The 26242-nt window shown below is 60.9% G+C and carries 25 protein-coding genes; 7 read left to right on the top strand and 18 right to left on the bottom strand.

Annotated features, from left to right (window positions below; genetic code table 11):
* Nucleotides 1-141: 141 nt before the first annotated feature.
* Nucleotides 142-1635 (top strand): YifB family Mg chelatase-like AAA ATPase, encoded by a 1494-nt coding sequence (locus ACW55A_RS23660; RefSeq protein WP_498811659.1) that lies wholly within the window; start codon nt 142-144, stop codon nt 1633-1635.
* A gap of 68 nt (nt 1636-1703) precedes the next feature.
* Here the strand turns inward: ACW55A_RS23660 and ACW55A_RS23655 are convergent, their stop codons facing one another.
* A complete protein-coding gene (locus ACW55A_RS23655; protein ID WP_003432156.1) occupies nt 1704-3011 on the bottom strand; it encodes a CitMHS family transporter in 1308 nt (435 codons plus the stop codon).
* 296 nt (nt 3012-3307) lie between these two features.
* Here ACW55A_RS23655 and ACW55A_RS23650 point away from each other — a divergent pair, with 296 nt between their 5' ends.
* Nucleotides 3308-3709 (top strand): GFA family protein, encoded by a 402-nt coding sequence (locus tag ACW55A_RS23650; protein WP_455808346.1) that lies wholly within the window; start codon nt 3308-3310, stop codon nt 3707-3709.
* Nucleotides 3710-3771: 62 nt separating this feature from the next.
* Here ACW55A_RS23650 and ACW55A_RS23645 read toward each other — a convergent pair whose 3' ends face one another.
* From ACW55A_RS23645 to exbB, 6 genes are all read right to left on the bottom strand, one after another.
* Nucleotides 3772-5169 (bottom strand): aminoacyl-tRNA deacylase and HDOD domain-containing protein, encoded by a 1398-nt coding sequence (locus ACW55A_RS23645; RefSeq protein ID WP_455808345.1) that lies wholly within the window; start codon nt 5167-5169, stop codon nt 3772-3774.
* A gap of 86 nt (nt 5170-5255) precedes the next feature.
* A complete protein-coding gene (recG, locus tag ACW55A_RS23640; protein ID WP_498811658.1) occupies nt 5256-7331 on the bottom strand; it encodes an ATP-dependent DNA helicase RecG in 2076 nt (691 codons plus the stop codon).
* An 11-nt stretch (nt 7332-7342) separates the two neighbouring features.
* Complete coding sequence (locus ACW55A_RS23635; RefSeq protein WP_002551493.1) at nt 7343-8266, bottom strand: hydrogen peroxide-inducible genes activator; 924 nt, start codon at nt 8264-8266, stop codon at nt 7343-7345.
* A gap of 92 nt (nt 8267-8358) precedes the next feature.
* A complete protein-coding gene (locus ACW55A_RS23630) occupies nt 8359-9105 on the bottom strand; it encodes an energy transducer TonB (protein WP_498811657.1) in 747 nt (248 codons plus the stop codon).
* Nucleotides 9102-9527 (bottom strand): TonB system transport protein ExbD, encoded by a 426-nt coding sequence (gene exbD, locus ACW55A_RS23625; protein WP_002551495.1) that lies wholly within the window; start codon nt 9525-9527, stop codon nt 9102-9104. Before exbD ends, ACW55A_RS23630 begins: the two co-directional genes overlap by 4 nt.
* A gap of 3 nt (nt 9528-9530) precedes the next feature.
* Nucleotides 9531-10484: a tonB-system energizer ExbB gene (exbB, locus tag ACW55A_RS23620; protein WP_463589779.1), complete on the bottom strand. Its 954-nt coding sequence runs from the start codon at nt 10482-10484 to the stop codon at nt 9531-9533.
* Between the two features lie 209 nt (nt 10485-10693).
* On the opposite strand from exbB, the gene ACW55A_RS23615 reads away from it, so the two are divergent.
* Complete coding sequence (locus ACW55A_RS23615) at nt 10694-11542, top strand: NAD-dependent epimerase/dehydratase family protein (RefSeq protein ID WP_498811656.1); 849 nt, start codon at nt 10694-10696, stop codon at nt 11540-11542.
* A gap of 52 nt (nt 11543-11594) precedes the next feature.
* On the opposite strand, the gene ACW55A_RS23610 is transcribed toward ACW55A_RS23615, so the two are convergent.
* From ACW55A_RS23610 to ACW55A_RS23585, 6 genes are all read right to left on the bottom strand, one after another.
* A complete protein-coding gene (locus ACW55A_RS23610) occupies nt 11595-12332 on the bottom strand; it encodes a hypothetical protein (RefSeq protein ID WP_455808340.1) in 738 nt (245 codons plus the stop codon).
* A 54-nt stretch (nt 12333-12386) separates the two neighbouring features.
* Complete coding sequence (locus tag ACW55A_RS23605; RefSeq protein ID WP_003367486.1) at nt 12387-12767, bottom strand: RidA family protein; 381 nt, start codon at nt 12765-12767, stop codon at nt 12387-12389.
* A gap of 24 nt (nt 12768-12791) precedes the next feature.
* Nucleotides 12792-14897, bottom strand: a complete 2106-nt coding sequence (spoT, locus tag ACW55A_RS23600) for a bifunctional GTP diphosphokinase/guanosine-3',5'-bis pyrophosphate 3'-pyrophosphohydrolase (RefSeq protein ID WP_003367484.1) — start codon at nt 14895-14897, stop codon at nt 12792-12794.
* A gap of 60 nt (nt 14898-14957) precedes the next feature.
* Entirely contained in the window at nt 14958-15221 is a 264-nt protein-coding gene (gene rpoZ, locus ACW55A_RS23595; RefSeq protein WP_003320174.1) for a DNA-directed RNA polymerase subunit omega, read from the bottom strand.
* Between the two features lie 147 nt (nt 15222-15368).
* On the bottom strand, nt 15369-16013 hold the full coding sequence (gene gmk / locus ACW55A_RS23590) for a guanylate kinase (protein WP_003344442.1): 645 nt from the start codon (nt 16011-16013) through the stop codon (nt 15369-15371).
* A gap of 13 nt (nt 16014-16026) precedes the next feature.
* Complete coding sequence (locus tag ACW55A_RS23585) at nt 16027-16878, bottom strand: YicC family protein (protein WP_498811655.1); 852 nt, start codon at nt 16876-16878, stop codon at nt 16027-16029.
* Nucleotides 16879-17202: 324 nt separating this feature from the next.
* Here ACW55A_RS23585 and rph point away from each other — a divergent pair, with 324 nt between their 5' ends.
* Together rph and ACW55A_RS23575 are read left to right on the top strand one after the other, a co-directional pair.
* Entirely contained in the window at nt 17203-17925 is a 723-nt protein-coding gene (rph, locus tag ACW55A_RS23580) for a ribonuclease PH (RefSeq protein ID WP_003313989.1), read from the top strand.
* 20 nt (nt 17926-17945) lie between these two features.
* On the top strand, nt 17946-18314 hold the full coding sequence (locus ACW55A_RS23575; protein ID WP_003367477.1) for a DUF4870 domain-containing protein: 369 nt from the start codon (nt 17946-17948) through the stop codon (nt 18312-18314).
* Between the two features lie 68 nt (nt 18315-18382).
* On the opposite strand, the gene crc is transcribed toward ACW55A_RS23575, so the two are convergent.
* Entirely contained in the window at nt 18383-19162 is a 780-nt protein-coding gene (crc, locus tag ACW55A_RS23570) for a catabolite repression control protein Crc (protein ID WP_002551505.1), read from the bottom strand.
* Between the two features lie 82 nt (nt 19163-19244).
* On the opposite strand from crc, the gene pyrE reads away from it, so the two are divergent.
* Both pyrE and ACW55A_RS23560 read left to right on the top strand, forming a co-directional pair.
* On the top strand, nt 19245-19886 hold the full coding sequence (gene pyrE, locus ACW55A_RS23565) for an orotate phosphoribosyltransferase (protein ID WP_498811654.1): 642 nt from the start codon (nt 19245-19247) through the stop codon (nt 19884-19886).
* Between the two features lie 10 nt (nt 19887-19896).
* A complete protein-coding gene (locus ACW55A_RS23560) occupies nt 19897-20529 on the top strand; it encodes a hypothetical protein (protein WP_003367476.1) in 633 nt (210 codons plus the stop codon).
* A 350-nt stretch (nt 20530-20879) separates the two neighbouring features.
* Here ACW55A_RS23560 and argB read toward each other — a convergent pair whose 3' ends face one another.
* The 4 genes from argB to coaBC all read right to left on the bottom strand — a co-directional run bounded on the left by argB (nt 20880) and on the right by coaBC (nt 26121).
* Nucleotides 20880-21785 (bottom strand): acetylglutamate kinase, encoded by a 906-nt coding sequence (gene argB / locus ACW55A_RS23555; protein WP_002551508.1) that lies wholly within the window; start codon nt 21783-21785, stop codon nt 20880-20882.
* A gap of 28 nt (nt 21786-21813) precedes the next feature.
* Nucleotides 21814-23211 (bottom strand): phosphomannomutase/phosphoglucomutase, encoded by a 1398-nt coding sequence (locus ACW55A_RS23550; protein WP_498811684.1) that lies wholly within the window; start codon nt 23209-23211, stop codon nt 21814-21816.
* A gap of 1239 nt (nt 23212-24450) precedes the next feature.
* A complete protein-coding gene (gene dut / locus ACW55A_RS23545; protein ID WP_455808337.1) occupies nt 24451-24906 on the bottom strand; it encodes a dUTP diphosphatase in 456 nt (151 codons plus the stop codon).
* A gap of 6 nt (nt 24907-24912) precedes the next feature.
* The gene (gene coaBC / locus ACW55A_RS23540; RefSeq protein ID WP_003367473.1) at nt 24913-26121 is read right to left on the bottom strand and encodes a bifunctional phosphopantothenoylcysteine decarboxylase/phosphopantothenate--cysteine ligase CoaBC; all 1209 of its coding nucleotides are present in this window, start codon (nt 26119-26121) and stop codon (nt 24913-24915) included.
* Nucleotides 26122-26242 lie beyond the last annotated feature (121 nt).

The following is a 26242-nucleotide window of genomic DNA, read 5'->3' as shown; positions in this document are numbered from 1 at the left end:
TCTATGTTTTGCATGCAGCCTTTAGCCGACTAAGTGTCGTGCCTGTCGAACCCTACTCACACCCTGTATCCATTCCCCACTCACCCCCACCCCGCAAATAAAGCACGATACCCGCCCATCGCTCATATCAAGGAATGATCCATGTCGCTGGCTATCGTCCATAGTCGTGCCCAGGTCGGGGTGGAAGCCCCGGCGGTTACTGTTGAAGCGCATCTGGCCAACGGCCTGCCGGCCCTGACGCTGGTGGGGTTGCCGGAGGGGGCGGTCAAGGAGAGCAAGGACCGGGTGCGCAGCGCCATTCTCAATTCCGGGCTGGATTTTCCAGCGCGGCGGATCACGCTCAACCTTGCGCCGGCTGATTTGCCCAAGGATGGCGGGCGGTTTGATCTGGCGATTGCGCTGGGTTTGCTGGCCGCCAGCGGGCAGGTGCCATTGGTTGCGTTGCAGGATGTCGAGTGTCTGGGCGAGTTGGCGTTATCGGGGGCGATTCGGCCGATTCAGGGTGTGCTGCCTGCTGCGCTGGCGGCACGTGCGGCGGAGCGGACGCTGATCATTCCGGCGGTGAACGCCGAGGAAGCGTGTTTGGCGTCGGGGCTGCGGGTGATTGCGGTGAGCCACTTGCTGGAGCTGGTCGCGCATTTCAACGGGCGCACGGTGATTGCGCCGTATCAGTCCAGCGGCTTGCTGCATCAGCCCAAGCCATATCCGGACTTAAGCGAAGTGCAGGGCCAGACTGCCGCGAAGCGTGCGCTGGTGATCGCCGCTGCCGGTGCGCATAACTTGCTGTTCAGCGGGCCGCCTGGCACCGGCAAGACATTGCTCGCCAGCCGCCTGCCGGGTTTGTTGCCGCCGCTGGGCGAGCACGAAGCGCTGGAGGTGGCGGCGATTCAGTCGGTTGCCAGCCAAGTGCCGCTGACCAGTTGGCCGCAGCGGCCGTTTCGACAGCCGCATCACTCGGCGTCCGGGCCGGCATTGGTGGGCGGTGGCAGTCGTCCGCAACCTGGCGAGATCACGTTGGCGCATCACGGCGTTCTATTCCTTGATGAGTTGCCGGAGTTCGACCGCCGCGTGCTGGAGGTTTTGCGTGAGCCGTTAGAGTCCGGGCATATCGTGATTTCCCGGGCGCGGGATCGCGTGCGCTTTCCGGCGAGGTTCCAGTTGGTGGCGGCGATGAACCCGTGTCCCTGTGGCTATCTCGGTGAGCCGACCGGGCGCTGCCGCTGTTCCACTGAGCAGGTGCAGCGCTATCGCAACAAGTTGTCCGGCCCGCTGCTGGACCGGATCGACCTGCACCTGACCGTCGCCCGCGAAGCCACCGCCCTCAACCCTGACCCGACCACCAGTGAAAACACCGCCAGTGCCGCAGCTGTGGTCGCTGAGGCGAGAGACCGTCAGCAACGTCGTCAGGGCTGTGCCAATGCGTTTCTCGATCTGCCGGGGCTGCGTGAGTACTGCGCGCTGTCCAGTGTCGATGAAAGCTGGCTGGAGACGGCGTGCGAGCGTCTGACCCTGTCGTTGCGCTCGGCGCATCGATTGCTGAAGGTGGCGCGGACTTTGGCGGACCTGGAGCAGGTGGATGCGATCAACCGCAGCCATCTGGCCGAGGCGTTGCAGTATCGGCCCTCAACCAATTGACCGTCCAAACGCAAAAACTCGCCGTCAACGATCAAATCGACGGCGAGCCTTGGGTCAGCCAAAGAAGCTTACATGCTGCTATAAAGCGGGAAGATCCCCATCAGCAGCGCGGCAACCAGAATGCACATGCACACCAGAATCGCCCATTTCAGGGTGAAGCGCTGGTGGTCGCCGAACTCGATACCGGCCAGAGCCACCAGCAGGTAGGTCGAAGGCACCAGCGGGCTGAGCAGGTGGACCGGCTGACCGACGATCGAGGCGCGGGCCATTTCCACCGGGCTGATGCCGTAGTGGGCGGCAGCTTCGGACAGCACTGGCAGTACGCCGTAGTAGAACGCGTCGTTGGACATGAAGAAGGTGAACGGCATGCTCACCAGCGCGGTGATCACGGCGAGGTACGGGCCCAGCGCATCCGGGATCACGGCCAGCAGGCTTTTCGACATCGCGTCGACCATGCCGGTGCCGGACAGGATGCCGGTGAAGATACCCGCGGCGAAGATCAGGCCGACCACCGCCAGTACGCTACCGGCGTGGGCCGATACGCGGTCCTTCTGGTCCTGCAGGTTCGGGTAGTTGATGATCATCGCGATACTGAACGCGATCATGAACAGGACCGGCAGCGGCAGCAGGCCCATGATCAGGGCGACCATCAGTGCCAGGGTCAGGGCGGCGTTGAACCAGATCAGCTTTGGACGGCGCGCGTCAGGGAATTGCGAGACGCTGATTTCGCTGTGGTCGACTTCATCACCCTGCAGGTGCAGTTCACCCAGTCGGGCACGTTCGCGTTTGCCGTAGAAGTAGGCAATCGCCAGGATCGCGATCACACCTGCCAGCATGGCCGGGATCATCGGTACGAAGATGTCGGAGGCATCGACGTGCAGGGCGCTGGCCGCACGAGCGGTCGGGCCGCCCCAAGGGGTCATGTTCATCACGCCGCCGGCGAGAATGATCAGGCCGGCCATGATGCGCGGGCTCATGCCCACGCGGCTGTACAGCGGCAGCATGGCGGCAACGCAGATCATGTAGGTGGTCGCGCCGTCACCGTCGAGGGACACCACCAGCGCCAGCACGGCGGTGCCGACCGAAATGCGCATCGGGTCGCCCTTGACCATTTTCAGGATCTTGCGCACGGCCGGGTCGAACAGGCCGGAGTCGATCATCAGCGCAAAGTACAGAATGGCGAACATCAGCATCACGCCGGTCGGCGCCAGCTTGGTGATACCTGCCAGCATCATCGGACCGATCTGCGACGCGAAGCCACCGAACAGGGCGAAGATGATCGGAACCAGGATCAGGGCGATCAGCGCAGTCAGGCGCTTGCTCATGATCAGGTACATGAACGCAATAACCATGGCAAAGCCAAGGAAAGTCAGCATGGGAATACTCCAGACGTCATACGGCTACAGAACGTGAAATGAACGAGTCAGCTCAGCAGATCGGTACGTGGAGTGGGGGCGCAAGGAGAGTGTGGAGCGAGAAGTCAGCAAGCATCGGAATCACCATTATTGTTGTTAATTGGGCCTGAAACACCTTGGAGTCCGTTCCTGGCTAACCGGTCTTTTTGCCGGAAGTGAGCTGATGCTAATTGGCCAAGCTTTCACCGAGCTTTCATTCGGCAGTTGCCGGAATTTTATTGTCACAGGGATTATGGGCATGAACGGGAGAAGCACGGATGAGCGAGATACACTCGGGTGGCTGCCATTGCGGCGGGCTGCGTTATCAGTTCGATGCGCCGTTGCGGGACATCGCTCACTGTCATTGCTCCATCTGTCGACGCACCTCGGGTGCAACGGTCGTCACCTGGATAAGTGTGCCGCTGGCGTCGTTCACGTGGCTGACGGGCAGCCCCTGCGCTTATGACTCTGCATCCAGCTGCGTCCGCTATTTCTGCGGCAAGTGCGGCGCTCACCTGGCGTTGTTCACGCGCAACAGCCCGGACGAGATCGACGTCACCATTGCGACGCTTGACCAACCTGAGCTGGCTGCGCCCTCTCGACACATCTGGATAGAGAACCGGCTTCCATGGCTACGCCTGGATGAGCACCTGCCGGGGGTTGAAGGCGAGCCTTTCTAAGGTTCGAGGGGAGAGTGCCAAGGCCGGAGCCTTCGGCACTATTCGTACGTTACATCCGCAGGTTACTTGCTGAACTGTGACGCCAGTTCGCGCAGCAGCACCTCGGCCTCGAGCACCTTTTTCACCGATTCGTTGGCCTTGTCGCGGGTCAGGCCCAGGCGTTCGAACAGTTCGTCCGGGATACCCTGTTCGGGACCGGAGCCGATACCGTTGGCTCGCAGCAGTCGCACCGCCAGATAGACCAGGTTGGCATAGACGTGATGCTCACCCTTGTAGTGCGGGTCGTGCTGGAAGCGCAGCGCGATGGCGAGCTCATCCGGCATGTCCCAGTAGCGCATCAGCCACGCACCGATCTGCTCGCGGCTGATGCCCAGCAGGTGCTGCTCGATAAAGCTGTGGTGCAAATGCGGGTTCACTTCCAGTTGGCGGCAAATCAGGGTGAAGTGCGGTGGAAACACGTGCGCCAGCAGCAGGTAACCGAAGTTGTGCAGCAAACCGGCGAGGTAGCTCAGGCCACCCTCCGGGCGGCTGGCGCGCGGAATGGCGCGGGTCAGGCCTTCGATGACGGCAGCGGTGTAAATGGATTGCTGCCAGTAAGGCGTGGTCTGTTGCGGCTGATCCTTGGGCAGGCTCAGGGTTTTACCCAATGCAAGGCCCAGCGCCAGATTGATCACCAGATCGAAGCCCAGTACACGGACGATTGCGTCTTCGACAGAGCGAATCTTGCCGGTCGACGCGTAATACGGCGAAGCGGCCCAGCTGACGACCTGAGCGGCCAGCGCAGGATCGGTTTCGACGACGCCGGTGATGTCATCGATGGTTGCGTCAGGGTCGACACGCAGTTTGATGATTTTCTGCGCAGTGCCGGCCAGCGGTGGAATCTCCAGAGTCGCTTCCAGGCGCTGCTGGATGCGGCGCGCCGTGAAGACATGCATGGCTTGGGTGATTTCTGCCGGATCGTCGTGAGGACGATCAAGATTGGGATGAATCTTCGCCAGCGGCTCGCCGAAGTTCGCCGCACTGGCCTTGTTCACCATGACTTTGAACGCATCATTGCTGATTTCCAGCAGCACGCCTGGCTCGCCCGAGCCCACCAGCAGCATGGGCTCGTCCAGCAGATGTTTGTCGTAAAGGCACGGTGAGCTAGTCAGTGCCGGGACCCCCGGCAGCACTTGCAGGTTGTGCTTGGTGAGCATGCGCTGCAAACGGTCATGCGGCACAGCGGTCAGTTGGCGGCCGGTCAGCTCGGTGATGCGGGAGAGGTCGAGCAACTGGCTTTGCGGAAACAGGATAAGCAACGCACCGACAGCATCCTCGACCAGCACGGCCTGCACCTTGCGCGCTGGAGGGAGGGTCTTTTCGTCCACGACTTCGTTGTAGCTGATAGCCAATTTTTCAAGCAGCTGTCGGATTACCGGCGGCGCATGGTGCGGATCATTGACGTGGGCGACTTCTGTCATGAGCTATGTCCAAATTCCTACATTTTCTGAAGTATAACCACGTTATTCGATTTGGGTCGCACGCGGTTTATAAAGCGTAGCCTGCATCACACCTGGCCATACTGCTGGCCATGACGCAGCCATCTGTCGAGCAGGGGGCTGACATGTTGGGGCCAGCGCTCCAACAGGGCCTGAGCCGCGTCGCGTACGGCCGGCAGCAGATCCGCGTCACGCATCAGGTCGGCGACCTTGAATTGCAGAAGGCCCGTTTGTCGGGTGCCGAGCATCTCACCGGGGCCACGCAGTTCGAGGTCTTTTTCGGCGATGACGAAACCATCGTTGGTTTCGCGCATGATGCCCAGTCGTTGCCGTCCGATCTGTGAAAGCGGCGGATGGTAGAGCAGCACACAATGACTCACCGCGCTGCCGCGCCCGACGCGGCCGCGTAGCTGGTGCAGTTGCGCCAAGCCGAGGCGCTCGGGGTTCTCGATGATCATCAGACTGGAGTTCGGCACGTCGACACCGACTTCGATGACCGTTGTCGCCACCAGCAATTGCAGTGCACCCTGCTTGAACTCGGCCATGATCGCGGCTTTTTCTGCGGGCTTCATGCGCCCGTGAATCAGTCCGACGCGCACGTCACCCAACGCACTGCTCAATTCTTCGTACGTGGTTTCAGCGGCCTTGCAGGTCAGCTCTTCGGATTCTTCGATCAGCGTGCACACCCAATAGGCCTGGCGACCTTCTGCGCACGCGGCGCGCACCCGCTCAACGACTTCCAGGCGGCGGCTATCGGCAACCAGCACGGTATTGACTGGCGTCCGGCCCGGCGGCAGTTCGTCGAGGATCGAAGTGTCCAGATCGGCGTAGGCGCTCATGGCCAGTGTGCGCGGGATCGGTGTGGCAGTCATGATCAACTGATGCGGGCACATCAGACCGCCAACCCCTTTTTTGCGCAGCGCCAGGCGTTGCTGCACGCCGAACCGGTGTTGCTCGTCGATGATCACCAGCGCCAGGTTCTTGAACTGCACTTCGTCCTGAAACAGCGCATGGGTGCCGACCACCATGGGTGTGCCACCGGCGATCAGCTCCAGAGACGCGACGCGCGCCTTGCCCTTGAGCTTGCCCGCCAGCCATGCCACGCCCACGCCCAAGGGCTCAAGCCAGCGCTGGAAGTTGATGTAGTGCTGCTCGGCGAGAATCTCGGTGGGCGCCATCAGCGCCACTTGATAACCTGCTTCCAGTGCTTGCAAGGCTGCCAGCGCGGCGACCACGGTCTTGCCCGACCCCACATCGCCCTGAATAAGCCGCAGCATCGGCTCGGGCTGACTCAGGTCATAGGCCACTTCCTTGCCGACACGCTGCTGCGCGCCGGTGGGGGCAAAGCCAAGGTTGGCGAGAAACTGTTTCGGCAGTTTTTTCGCAACGGGCAATGCCGGTGCGCGCTGTGAACGCAGGCTTTCACGCAGGCGTTGCTGGGAAAGCTGGTGACTCAGCAGTTCTTCGAACGCCAGCCGGTGCTGCGCCCAGTGATGCCCGAGGGCCAGCTCCTCCACGTCGGCATCGGCGGGTGGGTGATGCAGGTAACGGATCGCATCATCCAGCGGCGCCAGCTGATAATCGCGGGCCAGCTCGTCAGGCAGCCAGTCCGGCAGACTTTTGGGGCCGAGCATCGCCAGGCTCTGCTGGCACAACTGGCGCAGACGCTGTTGGGTCAGGCCTTCGGTCGTCGGGTAGATCGGCGTGAGGGTCTGTTCGACGGGCGCGGGCTCATCACCGGTAATCGCCCGATATTCCGGGTGATAGATTTCCAGTCCGGAAGCTCCGGGACGCGCTTCGCCGAAGCAACGCAGGTGCGTGCCACGCTTCATGCTTTCTTTCTGGGCGTTGCTGAAATGGTAGAAGCGCAGGCTGACGACCCCGGTGCCATCGCCCAGCCGGACCAGCAGGCTGCGGCGCTTGCCCATCACCACATCGGCACCGCTGACCACGCCTTCGATGACGGCATCCTGACCAGGACGCAGCGCACCGATCGGTACGATGCGCGTGCGGTCCTGATAACGCAGCGGCAGATGGAACAGCACGTCCTGCAGGGTTTCCAGCCCGACCTTGGCCAGCTTTTCTGCCATCGCTTCGCCGACACCCTTGAGCGCCGTGACCGAGACCCTGGAAAGCTCGCTCATTTCTGTTCTGCCTAGCTAGCGACTGTTTTCGGACGTGCCACCGAGCACAGGCGTGCAGAGTCAGCGAGGATTTCGATGGCTTTGGGCCTCGGGAAGCTTGCACGCCAGGCGATGGCGACCGTGCGGAAAGGCACGGGCGGCGTCAGTGGGCGCACTTCGATCACGCCGGGCGCGTAGTGATGGCTGTCGACTGCCGACAGCGGCAGGATCGAAATGCCCAGCCCGGAGGCGACCATGTGCCGAATGGTTTCCAGCGAGCTGGACTCTACTGTCGTGTGCTTGGCACCTTCGTTGCCTTTGCCCAGCGTCGGGCAGGCCTCCAGAACCTGATCACGGAAGCAGTGACCTTCGCCCAGCAATAGCAGGCTCTTGTCGTTGAGCGCCGAGGCATCGATGGTCTCTTTCTGAGTCCAGGGATGGTCGGCCGGCATCAGGACAGAGAACGGTTCGTCGTAAAGCGGCAGGGTCAGTACGTCGGCTTCGTTGAACGGCAAGGCAATGATGACGGCATCCAGCTCACCGTTACGCAGCTTGTCGCGCAGCACATGCGTGAAGTTTTCCTCGATGTACAACGGCATCTGCGGGGCGACCCGGTGCAATTGCGGGATCAGGTGAGGAAACAGGTAGGGACCGACGGTGTAGATCGCGCCGACTTTCAGCGGGGCGGTCAGCTGGTTCTTGCCGGCTTGGGCCAGCTCGCGAATACCCTGGGCCTGCTCCAGCACTTTCTGCGCCTGCGCAACGATGCCTTCACCGACCGGTGTCAGGCGCACAGCGCTCTTGCTGCGCTCGAAAATGAGCACGCCGAGTTCGTCTTCGAGTTTTTTGACACCCACCGACAGCGTTGGCTGGCTGACATGGCAGCGTTCCGCCGCATGGCCAAAGTGCTGCTCCTGGGCGAGCGTAACGATGTAGCGCAATTCTGTAAGAGTCATAACGTGCGTCCATGAAGTTGCGACCCCAGCATAGCGGGTGCGATCGATAGACGCACGTTATCAGAAGTACTTATGGGTAACAAAAGTACAATTTAGCGTTTATCCAGCGAATAAACGAACGGTGCGAGGATTTCAATGGTGCCGTTGTTGAGAATTTCCTTCGGCGGCTTGGGCAAAGGCTGAGCGCGACGGATCATTTCCATGGTCGCTCGATCCAGCGAAGGGCTGCCTGAACTGTTGGCAATCGAGTAGGAAAGCACGTTGCCGTCAGCGTCCACCACAAAGCGCAAGCGAGCGACACCCTGCATGCCACGACGGCGTGCATCCTCAGGGTACTTCTTGTACTTGCTCAGATGACCGAGCAAATCGCCCTGCCAGTTCGGCAATGCGTTGCTGGGTGGCGAAGGTGCAGGAGCAGGCTTGGGAGCCACCGGCTTTTCCGGTTGCGCCGTGGTCGGCGGTGTATCGACCGGCTTTTCGTCAGCAGGCTTCTCCTTGGGCGGCTCAGGCTTCTTCTGCGGCTTTGGCGGCTGCGGTTTGGGCTTGGGCTTCTCAACCTTCTTGGGCACCACGATTTCCGGCTTCGGCGCCTGCACGACTTCCGGCACCGGTGTCGGCTCCTCCGGTGCTGGCGGCGGGGGCGGCTGAACGACCTTCGGTGGTGGCGGCGGTGCGGGCTCTGGCAGAGGCGCAAGCTCGAACATCATGGCTGCCGGTGGCAGCTCGATCGCCTGAGAGGCGGGCCAGCGAACGGCAATGATGATTGCGATGGCGTGCACGGCCAGCACCAACAACAGACTACCGCTATAGCGCGTCAGTTTTTGGCGCGTACTGATCATTTCTTACCAGCCGTCTCGAGACCTACCAGACCGACCTTCAGGTAACCCGCACCCCGAAGCGTGTTCATGACCTCCATCAGATCGCCGTAATCCACGCCCTTGTCGGCCTGGAAGAAGATCGTGGTGTCTTTCTTGCCCTTGGTGCGGGCGTCCAGCACCTGACCGATCTGCTCGCGGGCAACCTTCTCTTCGCCCAGGTACAGGCTCTTGTCGGTTTTCACGCTGAGAAAGATCGGCTTCTCGGGTCTGGGCTGCGGTGTGGCGGTAGACGCCGGTAGATCAACCTTGATGTCTACGGTCGCCAGCGGCGCAGCCACCATGAAGATGATCAACAGCACCAGCATGACGTCGATGAACGGCGTCACGTTGATTTCATGGTTCTCGGCGAGATCGTCGCCGCCTTCATTAAGATGCAGGCCCACGTGTTAGCCCACCTTGACCATGTGCGGTTGTTGTTGATTGCGCTCGGACGGCTCAGGCAGATGATCCAGATCGCGGCTGACCAGCAGCAGAACGTGTGCCGAGGCATCGGACACCTGAGCCTTGTAACCGGCGATGGAGCGGGCGAAGACGTTGTAGATCACCACCGCAGGGATCGCGGCGACCAGGCCCAGGGCAGTGGCCAGAAGGGCTTCGGCGATGCCGGGGGCGACCACGGCGAGGTTGGTGGTCTGGGTCTTGGCGATGCCGATGAAGCTGTTCATGATGCCCCATACCGTACCGAACAGGCCCACGAACGGCGCAGTCGAACCGATGGTCGCCAGCACGCCGGTGCCCATGCTCATGTTGCGGCCACAGGCGGCGACCAGGCGCTCGAGACGGAAGCTGACACGCTCCTTGATCCCTTCACGCTCACGGCTGTTGGCCGAAAGGCGCATCTCCTCGAGGGCGTCATGCACCAGCAGGTGGGCGAGGGTGCCTTCCTTGCTGGCGGTGGCGCTCGCTTCAGTCAGGGAGCGGGCTTTTTTCAGATTAACGATTTCGCCGCGCAACCGGCGCTTGGCACCCAGCAGCTCGAAACCCTTGGAGATCCAGATGGTCCACGTAATGATCGAGGCAATGGCCAGACCGATCATGACCGCTTTGACCACGACGTCGGCATTCTGATACATGCCCCACGGCGACAGGTCATGCGCCATGCCCAGGCTGTTGTCTTCGGCGGCAGGCTCCATGGCCTGCACCGGGGCTGCTGCGTCAGGTGCAGCAGGTGCCGTTGCCGCAGGTGCGCTTGAGGTCGCAGGGGCCGCGGTCGGAGCCGACTGATCCGCAAGTGCCATGGGGACGAACATCAGGCTCAAGACAAGGGCTGCGATACCGCGCCATGCACGAGGCAGGCGAGGCATCTGGGTAGGCGAAGCGATTGATTGAATGCGTTTCATGCTGGCCGGACCTGAGAGGAAAAAGGGGATGGTTCCAGTGCGTCGCTTGGTGCTGTCGGCGCTTACGGGGAACGAATGGGTCGCCATTATTGCAAATCGTTCTTGTTAACAAAAGTAATACAGTATCTTTTTTTACATATTCGCCCGAACGCTTGCCTGTCGATGAGCGTTTTTAACGATACTGACACTGCCTTTTCTGGAGATACCGAATGACTGCTCCCTCACTTCTGATCGCCGGCTGTGGCGACATTGGTTCGCGACTCGCTAACCGCCTGCTGCCTCACGGCTGGACCGTGCATGGGCTGCGGCGCACTGTTTCCGAGCTTCCTGCCGGTGTTCACGGTGTGGCGGGCGATCTGTTCGAGACGCCAAAACCTGCCCACTGGCCAGCTGCGGCACTGGATTATGTGGTGTATTGCGCGACCCCCTCGCAGCGTGACGAAGCGGGTTACCGGATGGCTTACGTCGAGGGGCTGCGTAACGTATTGAGCTGGCTCGAGCAGACCGGGCAGCGGCCAAAGCGCTTGATCTTTGTTTCAAGCAGCGGTGTTTATGGTCAGCAGAATGGTGAGTGGGTGGATGAAACCTCCGCCACCGAGCCCGGCAACTACACCGGCACGGTGATGCTGGAAGCCGAGCAGGTCGCGCTGAACAGCGGACTGCCGGCCACGGCGGTGAGATTGACCGGTATTTACGGCCCAGGTCGCAGTGACCTGTCGAACCGCGTTCGTCAGGGGCACAGCGTGAGGATCGATCCGCCGGTCTACTCCAATCGCATTCATGCCGACGATGCGGCCGGTCTGCTCGGGCACCTGCTGCTGGCGAATCAACGCGGCGTTGCGCTGGAGAGTTGCTATCTGGGCGTCGACGACGATCCGGCCGCGCTGGCCGATGTGGTGGCGTGGATACGTGAGTATCTGGGGGTGACCGAGTGGTCGGAGGAGGTCAGCGTGCAGCGCGTGGGCAGCAAGCGTTGCAGTAATGCCAAGGCGCGAGCATTGGGATGGGCGCCGATGTACCCGGATTATCGGGCGGGCTATGCGGCGTTGCTGGGCTAGAACAGTGGTTGATCAGGAGCGCCGTGAAGAGCGCTCCTGATACCTGAATCGCTTACTGCTGTTCGAGCAACCAGCGACGTGGGCCGGGACGCAGCTCGGGCATCTGGTCGGCGCCAGCGTTGTTCACCGCCTGGAATATCTCCAGCTGCTTGCCTTTGCGGGCGAAAATCCACGGGTTGCCTTTCTCGGCTTTCTCCAGCCACATGCTGTCGTATTCGCCGCTCATGGCTGCACAATCGCCTGCCAGGCAGAGCGCGTAACGATCGTTTTCCGGAAGCCCCTGCACACTGCCGTCAGGCATGAATTGCACGGTGCCGCCCTGGCCATCGCCCTCTACGACCGTCCATTTGCCGCCCATGTAGGCGCCATACAGCGCTTTCTCGAAGCTGCTGCCTGGCTGAGCGCCGTCCGGAGCCGGATCTTCGGGTTTCTGGAAGTGCTGTTCAGGGCCTGACTCGCTGGCCGCCTGGACCAGTTCGTCATCCTTGACGCTCAGGTCTTCGAAGAAGTTGCCGTAGAAATCGACATGCAGCTTGCCTTCGGCAGCGCTGACGATCTTGCCTTCGCCGAGCTCGAAGCCATTGGAGTAAATGGCCTGATTGGCCTTGGAGTTGATTTTCCACTCCAGGTTGGGACCATTGGCGAGCAGGGCCTGGCGCAAGTTGCCTTGCTTGACGGCGGCGTCGATGGCGGTCTGGTTGATCCAGGTGCCGTCCGGATTGCGGTCGGCGTGGCTGGCGCAGCCGCCCATAATGACGGCGAGCAGCGAGATGGCGAGCGCGGAGCGCATAACGGATTCCTTCCTTCAGGGAGAACGGAGCGCAAGGCACGCTCCGTCGGGGATTTATTCGATGACGAGAATCGCGTCCATTTCAACCTGGGCGCCACGCGGCAATGCCGCAACGCCGATGGCCGCACGGGCCGGGTAAGGCTGAGTGAAATAGGTGCTCATGAGCTCGTTGACCTTGGCGAAGTGGCCCAGGTCGGTCAGAAAGATGTTCAATTTGACGATGTCCTTGAACGATCCGCCCGCCGCTTCGGCAACCGACTTGAGGTTTTCGAAAACCTGAGTGATCTGGGCTTCGATGCCTTCAACCAGTTCCATGGTGCTCGGGTCCAACGGGATCTGTCCAGACATGTAGACGGTATTGCCAGCTTTGATGGCCTGTGAGTAAGGGCCGATGGCCGCAGGGGCTTTATCGCTGGTGATGACAGTCTTGGTCATGAGAACTCCTGATAGTGGGATGGCCTACGCGCGCATCCGGGTGATGCGTGTGACACCGGTCAGGGCGCGCAGTTTCTTGATCACACGAGCCAGATGCACGCGGTCGTGCACGCTGACCACCAGTTGGACCACGCTGATGCGACCATCGCGTTCGTCCATGCTGATTTTTTCGATATTGCCGTCCGCCGCGTTGACGCTGCTGGCCAGCAGCGCGATCAGGCCGCGCTGATGCTCAAGTTCGACACGCAGCTCGACGTTGAATTCGCCAGTCACGTCCTTGGCCCAGGATAACTGGATGCATTTTTCCGGGTTGTGGCGGATTTCGCTGATGTTGCGGCAGTTGTCCAGGTGCACAACCATGCCCTTGCCTGCAGACAGGTGGCCGACAATCGGGTCGCCCGGGATCGGTGTGCAGCACTTGGCGTAGCTGAGCACCAGGCCTTCGGTGCCACGAATCGCCAGCGGACCTTCAGGGCTCGGCAACTGATCGCCTTCGCCCAGCAGGCGGCGGGCAACGACATAAGCCATGCGGTTACCCAGGCCAATGTCTTCGAGCAGGTCTTCCAGCACTTCGACACGGTATTCGTTGAGCACCAGTTGAATGCGTTCCTGGCTGATCTTGTCGAGGCTGCATTCAAAGCCGTTGAGGACCTTGTTCAGCAGTCGCTCGCCCAGATTGATCGACTCGGAGCGGCGTTGCAGCTTGAGTGCGTGACGAATATGGGTGCGCGCCTTGCCGGTGACGACGAAGTTCAGCCAGGCCGGATTCGGACGTGCGCCGGGTGCGCTGACAATCTCGACCGTCGAGCCGCTTTGCAGCGGTTCGGAAAGCGGTGCCAAGCGGCGGTTGATCCGACAGGCAATGCAGCTGTTGCCGACATCGGTGTGTACCGCGTAGGCGAAATCCACTGCCGTAGAGCCTTTGGGCAGCTCCATGATCCGGCCTTTGGGGGTGAAAACGTAGACTTCGTCCGGGAACAGGTCGATCTTGACGCTTTCGATGAATTCCAGAGAGTTGCCGGCGCGCTGCTGCATTTCCAGTACGCCCTTGACCCACTGTCGGGCACGAGCGTGAGTGCCCTTGGGCTGCTCATCGTCACTGGACTTGTACAGCCAGTGCGCCGCGATGCCGTTGTTGGCCATTTCTTCCATCTCGCGGGTGCGAATCTGGATCTCGATAGGCACGCCATGCATCCCGAACAACGTCGTGTGCAGGGACTGATAGCCGTTGGCCTTGGGGATCGCGATGTAATCCTTGAATCGGCCGGGCAGCGGCTTGTACAAATTATGTACAGCGCCAAGCACGCGATAGCAGGTATCGACCTTGTCGACGATGATGCGGAACGCGTAGACATCCATGATCTCGTTGAAGGCGCGACGCTTGCCGCGCATCTTCTTGTAGATGCCATACAAATGTTTCTGCCGCCCACTGACGTCGCCTTCGATGCCATCGACGGCCAGACAATGACTCAGGGACTCTTCGATCTTGTTGACCAGTTCCTTGCGATTGCCCCTGGCGCGCTTGACCGCCTGGTTGATTCGCGAGGAGCGCATCGGGTACATCGCCTTGAAGCCCAGGTCCTCGAATTCGATACGCACACTGTGCATGCCCAGCCGATTGGCGATGGGCGCATAGATTTCGAGGGTTTCCTTGGCGATGCGCCGACGCTTTTCGCCAGACAGGACTTCCAGCGTGCGCATGTTGTGCAGGCGGTCGGCGAGCTTGACCAGAATGACGCGAATGTCGCGCGCCATGGCCATGGCCATTTTCTGGAAGTTTTCCGCCTGGGCTTCGGCCTTGGTCTCGAAATTCATCTGGGTCAGTTTGCTGACCCCGTCGACCAGTTCCGCGACGGTCTCGCCAAATTGGGCGCTGAGCGCTTCCTTGGCAATCCCGGTGTCTTCGATGACGTCATGCAGCATCGCAGCCATCAGGCTCTGATGGTCCATGTGCATGTCGGCAAGAATGTTCGCCACCGCAAGGGGATGGGTGACGTAGGCTTCACCGCTGCGACGGCGTTGGCCATCGTGGGCTTGTTCGGCGTAGAAATACGCTCGGCGGACCAGATTGACCTGGTCCTTGCCGAGGTAGGCCGACAGTCTGTCGGCGAGGGCGTCTATGCTCGGCAAGGCGCTACCCCTTGCCAATGGCTTTTACCCTGCGCCGTACTACGTCGACCTGGCATAGGCTTAGACGGCCTCGTTGGACTCGTCCTCGAACGCTGCGAACAATGGCTCATCTTCAACGATTTCAGCTTCTGCGATTACAGAGTAATCCATTACGCCAGCGGCGATTTCACGCAGGGCCATAACGGTAGGCTTGTCGTTTTCCCAGGCCAGCTTTGGTTCTTTGCCGCCGGTTGCCAGTTGACGGGCACGCTTGGTAGAGAGCATGACCAGCTCAAAGCGGTTATCCACGTGTTCTAGGCAGTCTTCAACGGTTACGCGGGCCATGGGTATTCCTCGTAGCAAATGCGGATGCGCGATGCCCGGATGGGCGAGCGGACTCGGTAGTTTACAAGCGGACAGCACCACTCATCAAGCGGCATGCCACCAACGGCATGCTTTTAACCTGTTGCCTGATGGCTGGAAACGTTTCGATCAAGCCAGCAACTCCTGAAAAAGCTCGCTGTATTGCTCTTGCTGATGCTGTTGAGTGAGGCGATTGGCGCGGAAAATCGCCTTGAGGTCTTCCAGCGCGCCGGCGAAGTCATCATTGACCACGACGTACTCATACTCGTTGTAGTGGCTCATTTCGCTGACCGCTTCACGCATCCGTGCTTCGATGATCTCGTCGCTGTCCTGGCCGCGATTGGTCAGGCGCTGGCGCAGGGCCTGCTGAGTCGGCGGCAAAATGAAGATGGAGCGGGCCTGGGGCATCTGCGCACGAACCTGACGCGCACCCTGCCAGTCGATTTCCAGAATCAGGTCGTGGCCTTCGTCCAGCGTCTGCTGCAGGTGGCTCTGCGACGTGCCGTACAGGTTGCCGAAGACCTCGGCCTGCTCGAGAAAGTCGCCGTGCTCGATCATGCTCAGGAACGTGGCGCGATCGACGAAGTTGTAGTTCACGCCGTCCACTTCACCGGGGCGCATGGCGCGTGTGGTGTGCGAGACAGAGACGCGAATCTTTGCCTGCGCGCCGTGCTGAGGCTCTTGCTGAGCGTCCATCAGCGCCTTGACCAGGCTGGTCTTGCCCGCACCGGACGGAGCGGAAATGATGTACAGGGTGCCAGTGATATGGGTCATGTCAGGTTCAGCCTTACTCAATATTCTGCACTTGCTCACGCATCTGCTCGATCAACACTTTAAGGTTGACGGCGGCCTGCGTGCTGCGTGGGTCAAAGGCCTTGGAGCCCAGTGTATTCGCTTCGCGGTTAAGCTCTTGCATCAGGAAATCAAGGCGGCGTCCTGCCTGGCCGCCAGCCTTGAGTACGCGACGCACTTCGGTGACGTGTGTGCTGAGGCGGTCCAGTTCTTCGGCGACGTCGCTTTTCTGTGCCAGCAGGACCATTTCCTGCTCCAGACGCTGAGGGTCGAGTTCGGCTTTCATGTCGGCAAAGCGATCCAGCACCTTCTGACGCTGGGTTGCGAGCATCTGTGGCACCAGCGTGCGCAAGGTGGCGACTTCTTCGACGATGGAAGACAGGCGCTCGTCGAGCAGCCGCGCCAGGTCTGCACCTTCGCGCCCGCGGCCGCGTTTCAATTCGGTCAGCGCATCATTGAACAGCTTCAGGGCCTCGGTGTTCAACACCTGCGGATCGTTGGCATCGGCCACCAGCACGCCCGGCCATGCCAACACCTCGAGCGGGTTCAATGCAGCAGGCTGTTTGATCAAGCCGGCAACCGACTCGGCTGCGGCGATCAATTGGCCTGCGCGTTCAAGATCCACCTGCAGCGGCTTGCCGGCGGTTTCCTCGACAAAGCGCAGTGTGCACTCGACCTTGCCGCGCGACAGGCCCTGACGCAATGCTTCGCGAATCGCGCCTTCCAGATCGCGGAACGACTCCGGCAGGCGCAGGTGCGGCTCAAGATAGCGGTGGTTGACCGAGCGCAGTTCCCAGCTCAGTGTGCCCTGGGCACCGGCCCGCTCTACTCGGGCAAAGGCAGTCATACTGTGCACCATGGGAAATACCTCTTGGTTCGCTTCAAAAGCGTGGTTCGGTTCATGAGCGCGCAGAAGTGGCGGTCATGGGCGTCGTGAAAGCCGGCTGGCTGTAGAGGCGCAGGATTGTAGCGCAGTGCGGCGCAGGCTCCCAATCCGACAGTGTGACAAGTGACGCAAGGCGTTGTTTTAACCGACATCTGCGCGTCGAAAGCCTTGGTCCAGGGCCTTCTATTGTCGCTGGATCGGCATTGGCGGCTTTTAGAGATGCCCAGCGGCAGCTGTGACCTCTATAATGCCCAGCAGTTTTCCGTCTCAGTACAGGTATCCCAGATGAAACGTCCAAGTGGTCGCGCCGCCGATCAGCTCCGCTCGATCCGCATCACCCGCAACTACACCAAACACGCCGAGGGTTCTGTACTGGTCGAGTTTGGTGATACCAAGGTGATTTGCACCGTCAGCGTCGAAAACGGCGTACCACGCTTTCTCAAAGGGCAGGGCCAGGGTTGGCTGACCGCCGAATACGGCATGCTGCCACGCGCTACCGGCGAGCGTAATCAGCGCGAAGCCAGCCGCGGCAAGCAGGGTGGTCGCACACTCGAAATCCAGCGCCTGATCGGTCGTTCGCTGCGCGCTGCGCTGGACATGTCCAAGTTGGGCGACGTTACCCTGTACGTCGATTGCGATGTCATTCAGGCTGACGGTGGCACTCGTACGGCTTCTATTACCGGTGCGATGGTTGCTCTGGCGGATGCGCTGAAGGTGATCAAGAAGCGCGGCGGCCTGAAAGGCGGCGACCCGCTCAAGCAGATGATCGCGGCCGTTTCGGTCGGCATGTATCAGGGTGAGCCAGTGCTCGACCTGGACTACCTCGAAGACTCGGCTGCCGAAACCGACCTGAACGTGGTCATGACCAGTGCAGGCGGCTTCATTGAAGTACAGGGCACTGCCGAAGGCGCGCCATTCCAGCCTGAAGAGCTGAACGCGATGCTCGCGCTGGCGCAAAAAGGCATGACCGAGCTGTTTGAATTGCAGCGCGCCGCGTTGGCCGACTGATAGCCAGAAGGGGTCCGATAATGAGTGACAGCTTGCAACCGTTCAGCAAACCACCGCAAAGCGCTCGCCAGTGGGCGATGTTCTGTCACTTGTCGGCGTTTGCCGGGCTGATGTTTCCGTTCGGCAATCTGCTGGGCCCGCTGATTATCTGGCAGTTGAAGAAAGATGCCGATCCGTTTATCGACGCGCAAGGCAAGGAAGCGCTGAACTTTCAGATCACGGTCGCCATTGCGGCCACCGTCAGCATGTTGCTGGTGCTGCTGATCATCGGCTTTGCGTTACTGACGCTGGTGGGGATCGGAGCCGCAGTGCTTGCGATCATTGCCGGGATAAAAGCCAATGACGGCGTCGATTATCGCTATCCGTTCACCTTGCGCCTGATCAAGTAGCATCATTTCAGGCAACGCAAAAAGCCGACTTCAAGTCGGCTTTTTCGTGTGCGCTGTTCGCCTGGCTATCAGATAGTCAGGGTCCAGTCGTAATCCACGATCAGCGGCGCGTGCTGCGAGAAGCGCGGCTGGCGTGGCAGACGGGCGCTGCGCACGAAGCGGCGCAGGCCTGGGGTCAGGATCTGATAATCGAAGCGCCAACCCAGATTCAGCATCTCGGCCTGCTCGTTGTCCGGCCACCAGCTGTACTGGTCACCTTCACGGCTGACTTCACGCAGGGCATCGACGTAGCCCATGGTGCCGACGATCTCATCCATCCAGGCGCGCTCGGGCGCGAGAAAGCCCGGCGACTGCTGGCTGTCGCGCCAGTTCTTGATATCGAGCTTCTGCTGCGCCACATAGAGCGATCCGCAGTAGATGTATTCGCGACGCTTGCGGCGCTGCTTGTCCATGTACTTGCCGAAATCGTCCATGAGCTTGAATTTCTGATTCAGGTCTTCATCGCCATTCATCCCCGACGGAAAGAGCAGGGTAGCGATACTGACCTTGTCGAAATCTGCTTGCAGGTAGCGCCCGTAGCGGTCGGCTGTCTCGAAGCCGAGGCCGCTGATTACCGCCTTCGGCTGCAACCGCGAATACAGCGCCACACCACCCTGAGCGGGAACCTCGGCTTCGCAGGCATAGAGGAAGTAACCATCCAGCTGAAAGGCTGGATCGTCCAGTTCAAAGGTGGAGGCGCGGGTGTCCTGTAAGCAGATGACGTCGGCATTCTGAGCTTGCAGCCAGCTGAGCAAACCACGCTCGACCGCAGCCTGAATGCCATTTACGTTCACACTGATGATCCGCATAAATGGCCCCAAAAATCACGTGCGTGTATGATACCCGAGCTCTACCTAATTAGCTAAATCCGTGGTATTCGGAGCTTTTTTCATGCAAGCGTATCAACGCGATTTCATTCGTTTTGCCATCGATCGCGGTGTTCTGCGCTTCGGTGAGTTCACTCTCAAGTCCGGGCGCACCAGCCCGTACTTCTTCAATGCGGGGCTGTTCAACACCGGTTCCGCACTGGCACAGCTGGGGCGTTTCTACGCGGCAGCCGTGGTTGAAAGCGGTATTGCCTTCGACGTTCTTTTCGGTCCGGCCTACAAGGGCATTCCGCTCGCATCGGCCACTGCTGTGGCGCTGGCCGAGCATCATGACCGTGATCTGCCGTGGTGTTTCAACCGCAAGGAAGCCAAGGCGCACGGCGAAGGCGGCAGTCTGGTGGGGTCCCCGCTGACCGGTAACGTGCTGATCATCGACGACGTGATCACTGCGGGCACTGCGATCCGTGAGGTCATGCAGATCATCAAGGACCAGGACGCGACAGCTTCGGGCGTGCTGATCGCGCTCAATCGTCAGGAGCGTGGCAATGGCGAGCTGTCGGCGATTCAGGAAGTCGAGCGTGACTTCGGAATTCCGGTGGTGAGTATCGTGTCGCTGAATCAGGTGCTCGAGTTCCTGGCCGACGATCCGCAACTCAAGCAGCATCTGCCTGCTGTCGAAGCCTATCGCGCGCAATTCGGAATCTGAGGACGTGCCTATGGCAGTCGGCGGCAGGTCTTGGCGATCGGTTTCAGGCGCGCTGAGCGGTTTTCGGGCCTTGCTGGCTGTGGTCATGCTTGCGCCCATGCTCGCCCAAGCGGCCGACGCACCTGAGCCACGGCTTTATCGCTACGTCGACAGCCGCGGAGTGACGGTGATCGACACGCAAGGCGTGCCGCCCGACTACGTTGCCAAAGGCTATGAAGTGCTCAACAGTCGTGGTCGGGTGGTTCAGGTCGTACCGCCTGCGCCAACGGCCGAGCAGATTCGCCAGTCCGAGGCAGACAAGCGCCAGGCCGCCGCCGATGCACAACTGCTGAGCCTGTACAGCAGCGTTGCTGAAGTGGACCGCATGAAGGCCCGCAAACTGGCCGAGCTGGACGCGCTGGTTGGCGTTGCCCAGGGTAACATTCAGGGGCTGGCGGCGCAGCAGCGCAGTCTGCAAGGCCAGGCCGCCGACCTTGAGCGCGCAGGACGACCGGTCCAGCAGGCACTTGTCGATCAACTGAACGATTTGCGCGATCAGCAGCAGAAACTGCAAGCCGATATCGCCGGGTATCAGGCCGCACGCGTAAAGGCCGAAGCAGACTTCGCCGTCGACCGCGCCCGCGTCCAGCGACTGACTCAATGACCGGACGCAGAGCGTCCAGAGCGGCGTGCCCGCGCGGAGCACTCAACGTTATACATATGTCTTGAAGAGCCCGGGAAACGTGACTTTCAGGGTTCTGCCCGAAGTGCGTGAGAGTGACCGGGCGGCGATCCGCATGGCTCACGAATAGCAGGGTCCAGACGCCCCATTTTCAGGGGCTCTACTGGCCTCTTCGCGAGCAAGCTCGCTCACACGGTCTGCGGCGAGAATCAAGAGCAGACTTGTGTATAACGCTGAGCGCGGAGCATGGACACAATAGTGTTCTCGATCATCAGCCAACAAAAAGGCCCCGTGAGGGTTAGCTCACGGGGCCTTTGGGTGTTGCGTCTGAATCAGTGCCGCTTGCGGTTGGTGATCTGAGTACCTACACCGCTGTCGGTGAAGATCTCCAGCAAGACCGCGTTGGGCACTCGACCGTCGATGATGTGCGAGCTGTTGACGCCGCCCTGAACCGCTTCCAGCGCGCAACGAATCTTCGGCAGCATGCCGCCGTAGATGGTGCCGTCGGCGATCAGGCCGTCGACCTGCTCGGTGGTCAGGCCGGTCAGGACTTCGCCCTGCTTGTTCATCAGGCCGGCGATGTTGGTCAGCAGAATCAGCTTCTCGGCCTTGAGGGCTTCGGCAACCTTGCCTGCGACCAGGTCGGCGTTGATGTTGTACGACTCGCCGTCCGGGCCCACGCCGATAGGCGCGATGACCGGAATGAAATCCCCTTTGACCAGCATGTTGAGCAGCCCGGTGTTGACCCCGACCACTTCACCGACCTGACCGATGTCGATGATTTCGGGCTTGGTCATTTCCGGCGTCTGGCGCGTGACGGTGAGCTTCTTCGCACGAATCAGCTCAGCGTCCTTGCCGGTCAGGCCGATCGCGCTGCCGCCGTGACGGTTGATCAGGTTGACGATGTCCTTGTTGACCTGGCCGCCCAGTACCATCTCCACGACATCCATGGTTTGCGCATCGGTAACCCGCATGCCGTCGATGAAGTGGCTCTCGATGGACAGGCGCTTGAGCAGATCACCGATCTGCGGCCCGCCGCCGTGAACCACCACCGGGTTGATGCCCACCGCCTTCATCAACACGATGTCGCGCGCAAAGCCGGTTTTCAGCTCTTCGCTCTCCATGGCGTTGCCGCCGTACTTGATAACCAGCGTCTTGCCGACAAAGCGGCGAATGTAAGGCAGCGCTTCGGAAAGGACCTTGGCTACATTAGAGGCGGCATCGCGTTCGAGGGTCATTCAGGGCTCCAGTCAAAAGGAAAAACAATCAAAATGGCAGGTCGAGGTCCGGCGCAACTTTCTTGAGTTCTGCGTGGAACACGTCCTTGATACGCTGCAATTCGGCCTCGGTTTCGGCTTCAAAACGCAGCACCAGTACCGGCGTGGTATTGGAGGCACGAACCAGACCCCAGCCCTTCGGATAGTCCACACGGACACCGTCGATGGTGGTCAGTTTGGCATCGCCCCACTGCGCATCCGTTTCAAGGGCCTTGATGATGCTGAACTTGGTGACATCCGTCACCTTGATGTTGATTTCAGGCGTCGAAATATCGTTCGGGAAGGTCTCGAACAGGTCTTCGGCATTGGCCTTTTCCTGGCTGAGGATCTCCAGCAGGCGTGCTGCGCTGTAGATGCCGTCATCGAAACCGAACCAGCGTTCCTTGAAGAAGATGTGGCCGCTCATTTCGCCTGCCAGCAGCGCACCGCTTTTCTTCATTTCTTTTTTGATCAGCGAGTGACCGGTTTTCCACATCACCGGACGACCGCCATGTTTGCTGATCAGCGGAGTCAGGCGGCGTGTGCATTTCACGTCGAAAATGATGTCAGCACCCGGATTGCGCTTGAGCACGTCCAGCGCGAACAGCATCAACAGGCGGTCCGGGTACACCACGTTGCCCGCGTTGGTCACGACACCGACACGGTCGCCGTCACCGTCGAACGCCAGGCCCAGGTCGGCACCGGTTTCCTTGACCTTGGCAATCAGGTCCTGCAGGTTTTCCAGCTTGCCCGGATCCGGGTGATGGTTGGGGAAGTTGCCGTCCACTTCCGCGAACAGCGAGATCACTTCACAGCCCAGCGCTTCGATCAGTTGCGGAGCGATCACGCCTGCCGCGCCATTGCCGCAGTCGACCACGACCTTCAGCTTGCGCGCCATGACGATGTCATTCTTGATCTGCTGGAAGTAGCGATCAAGGATGTCGACTTTGGTGATGCTGCCTTTCTGCGACGTCAGGTTGTTGGTCTTGATGCGCTCGTGCAGTGCCTGGATCTGCTCGTTGGCGAGGGTGTCGCCAGCGATGACGATCTTGAAGCCGTTGTAGTCCTTGGGGTTGTGGCTGCCGGTCAGCATGACGCCGGTCTTGCCGGCCAGCACGTTGGCTGCGTAATACAGCGCAGGCGTTGGCACCAGGCCCACATCGCTGACGTGGCAGCCGCTGTCGTGCAGACCTTGAATCAGTTGCTCTACCAGTTCAGGGCCGGAAAGGCGACCGTCGCGGCCAACGCTGACGTTGGGTTCGTTCTGCGCCAGGCTTTCAGAGCCAATGGCGCGGCCGATCCAGTAAGCCGTTTCAGCGTTGAGGGTGTCCCCGACCACGCCACGAATGTCGTAGGCACGGAAAATAGTCTCGGGAAGGTTGGGTGCCACGGATGCTGGGCTGTTCATAGCGAGGTTATGCTCCGATCTCAGGAAGTCCTGGTTTTCGTCGAGAAGGTCGATATCAAGGATATCGGTATCTTGAAACAGCGGATCGGTCCAGTCGGTGCGTGATGCAGCCACGGTGGACGAAGCACTGCCTTTGGCAATATCTGCATCGCGCTGCTCGCCCGCCGCCAGGACAGGCACTGCCTGAGGCTGACTACGAAGCGAGACACGAGCAAGGGCCTGAGCCAGACCACTAAGGGCCGGGAGGCTCAAACCGAAGGGTTTGACGGCTTTTCCGCGTGAGAGTTCTTGGAGCAGCTGATCCAGTTGCCGTGCGTCGGCGCAAATACGCTTCTGCAGGGCCCGTTCATTGCGGTGCAAGCCAAGCAGCACACCCGCTGCAGCGATAATCAATGCCAGCAGCATAAGCATCACGGACGGAGAGGTTTTCAGCCCGGGACCGGGCGTGAACTCGAGTTTCCAGCCTGGATAACCGGTATCGAAGGCCTGGGCTTTGCCGTCATCGGCCTGACCGCGCTGCAGGAAAACCTGAGCAGGCCCGCTGCCGAATTGCTGGCTGAGCACCACTTGCCCGGCATCGGCAGGCAGCGTCGGCAAGGCATTGAGCAAGCGCTGCAGGTCAAAGGCCAGCAGCAATGTACCCATCACCGGCTGAGTGGCAGTGGCACGCACCGGTGCGGCGCTGTAGATCAACCAGCGCTCGCCGACCTTGCGCGCCTCCGGGGCGACCGTCTCACCTTGTGCGGCCTTGTTGAGCATGTCCAGGGTGGCGAAACTGACGGGCAGTGCGCCTTGCGTGTCCACATCGGCCAGCCCCTTGGAGTACAGCCGAGCGCCTGCAAGGCCGTCCCAACGGGTAAATCGCTCCTGAGCGGCCAGCAGGGCAGCGGCGTCATTGCTCTGAAGCGTCTGCACAAGTGCTGCGCCGGAGGCCGCCGACTGGGTGTCCGCGTTGATCTGATGCAGCGCCAGACCCACCGCTGCTGCCTGACTGCCGCCCCAGGCCTGAACAAGCTGGTCCTGTTGCTGCGGACCGGTGGCCAGAGCTGTCCAGACCAGTGCCGCAGCAATCAGCAGGCCGATGGCGGCAGGCACCAGGCCAGGCGCGAGTCCTTTGAGGCTCGCAGCCGGAGGCGAGTTATCGGCGGGTATGGCGTGCTGTGAAGCGCTGTGCTGACTACCTTTCACCGACCTCTCCCTGAGTCTTGTCCCGAACCCGGATTATGTGCCGAATGGCGATCAATGACTGCCGGAATGACCGAAGCCGCCAGCGCCACGCTGACTTTCGTCGAACGCTTCAACCAGCTCGAAATGCGCCTGTACGACCGGCACCAGGACCAATTGGGCGATGCGCTCGCCGACGGCGATGTTGAAGGCAGCCTGGCCGCGGTTCCAGCAGGAGACCATCAGTTCGCCCTGATAATCGGAGTCGATCAGGCCCACCAGATTGCCCAGCACGATGCCGTGTTTGTGGCCCAGGCCGGAGCGCGGCAGGATCAGCGCAGCAAGGCCCGGATCGCCAATGTAAATCGACAGGCCGGTAGGGATCAGCAGGGTCTGCCCCGGTTCGAGGACCGTGTCCTCCTTGAGCATGGCGCGCAGGTCCAGGCCAGCCGAGCCGACAGTGGCGTGGGCCGGCAGCGGGAATTCGTTGCCAATGCGAGGGTCGAGGATCTTGGCTTGTAGAGCGTGCATTCGTAGTTAAACCTGATTCATGCGGTCGGCGATAAAAGTGACCAGCTGGCGAGCGATCTTGGCCTTGCTGGTCTGGGCGAAAAGTGTTGCGTGCAACGCCCGGTCAATCACGCTGCAGGCGTTTTCCTCGCTGTTGAAGCCGATGCTCGGGTTGGCGACATCGTTGGCGACAATCAGGTCGAGGTTCTTGTCCTTGAGCTTGCGGGCAGCGTAGTCGAGCAGGTGTTCGGTCTCGGCGGCAAAGCCGACACTGAAGGGGCGATCAGGGCGGGTTGCGATGGTCGCCAGAATATCCGGATTGCGCACCATCTGCAGCAGCAAGCCGTCACCGTTCGAAGGATCTTTCTTCAATTTGTGCGGGGCAACGACTTCCGGACGGTAGTCAGCCACGGCTGCAGAAGCGATGAACAGGTCGCAGGGAATGGCCGCCTCGCACGCTGCCAGCATGTCGCGGGCGCTGACCACGTCGATGCGCGAGACGCGATCAGGCGTAGGCAGGTTGACCGGCCCGGTGATCAGCGTGACGCGAGCGCCGGCTTCCACGGCCGCTTCGGCCAGAGCAAAGCCCATTTTTCCCGAGCTGTGGTTGGTGATGTAGCGCACCGGGTCGATGTTTTCCTGGGTCGGGCCTGCGGTGATCAGCACATGCTTGCCGGTCAGCGTCAGACGCTGGAAACAGTCGGCCGCGCACTGGGCCAGGTCGTCGGCCTCCAGCATGCGCCCGAAGCCGACATCGCCACACGCCTGACTGCCGGACGCCGGCCCGAACACACGAAAATCGCGCTCTTCGAGCAGACGGGTATTGGCCTGCACCGAGGCGTCACGCCACATTGCCTGGTTCATCGCCGGGGCAATGGCGACGGTCGCGTCGGTGGCCAGCACGATGGTGGTCAGCAGGTCGTTGGCGATGCCTTGCGCCAGGCGCGCGATGAGGTCGGCGGTGGCCGGTGCGATGAGGATCAGATCGGCCCACTTGGCCAGTTCGATATGGCCCATCGCGGCCTCGGCGGCCGGGTCGAGAAGGTCCAGGTGCACCGGGTGCCCGGACAGGGCCTGCATGGTCAGAGGGGTGATGAACTCTGCACCGCCCCGGGTCATGACCACACGCACTTCAGCGCCCTGATCGCGCAGGCGGCGGACCAGCTCAGCGCCCTTGTAGGCCGCGATGCCGCCGCCGACGCCAAGAACGATGCGTTTTCGATACAGCCGCTGCATAGACCTGCCTTTTTGGTCAAGTGAACACACAACGGCCATGACGCCTCCCCAGGCCAGATCGTCGTGCAAAAAAGATGGGCTAAGATAGCACAGCGACCGCACCGGAACAGCGGTGCCCAAT

This window comes from Plantibacter cousiniae (nom. nud.), assembly GCF_977070315.1.
Note: the sequence above shows the minus strand (reverse complement) of the source record. Positions and strands in the feature narration are given on the sequence as shown.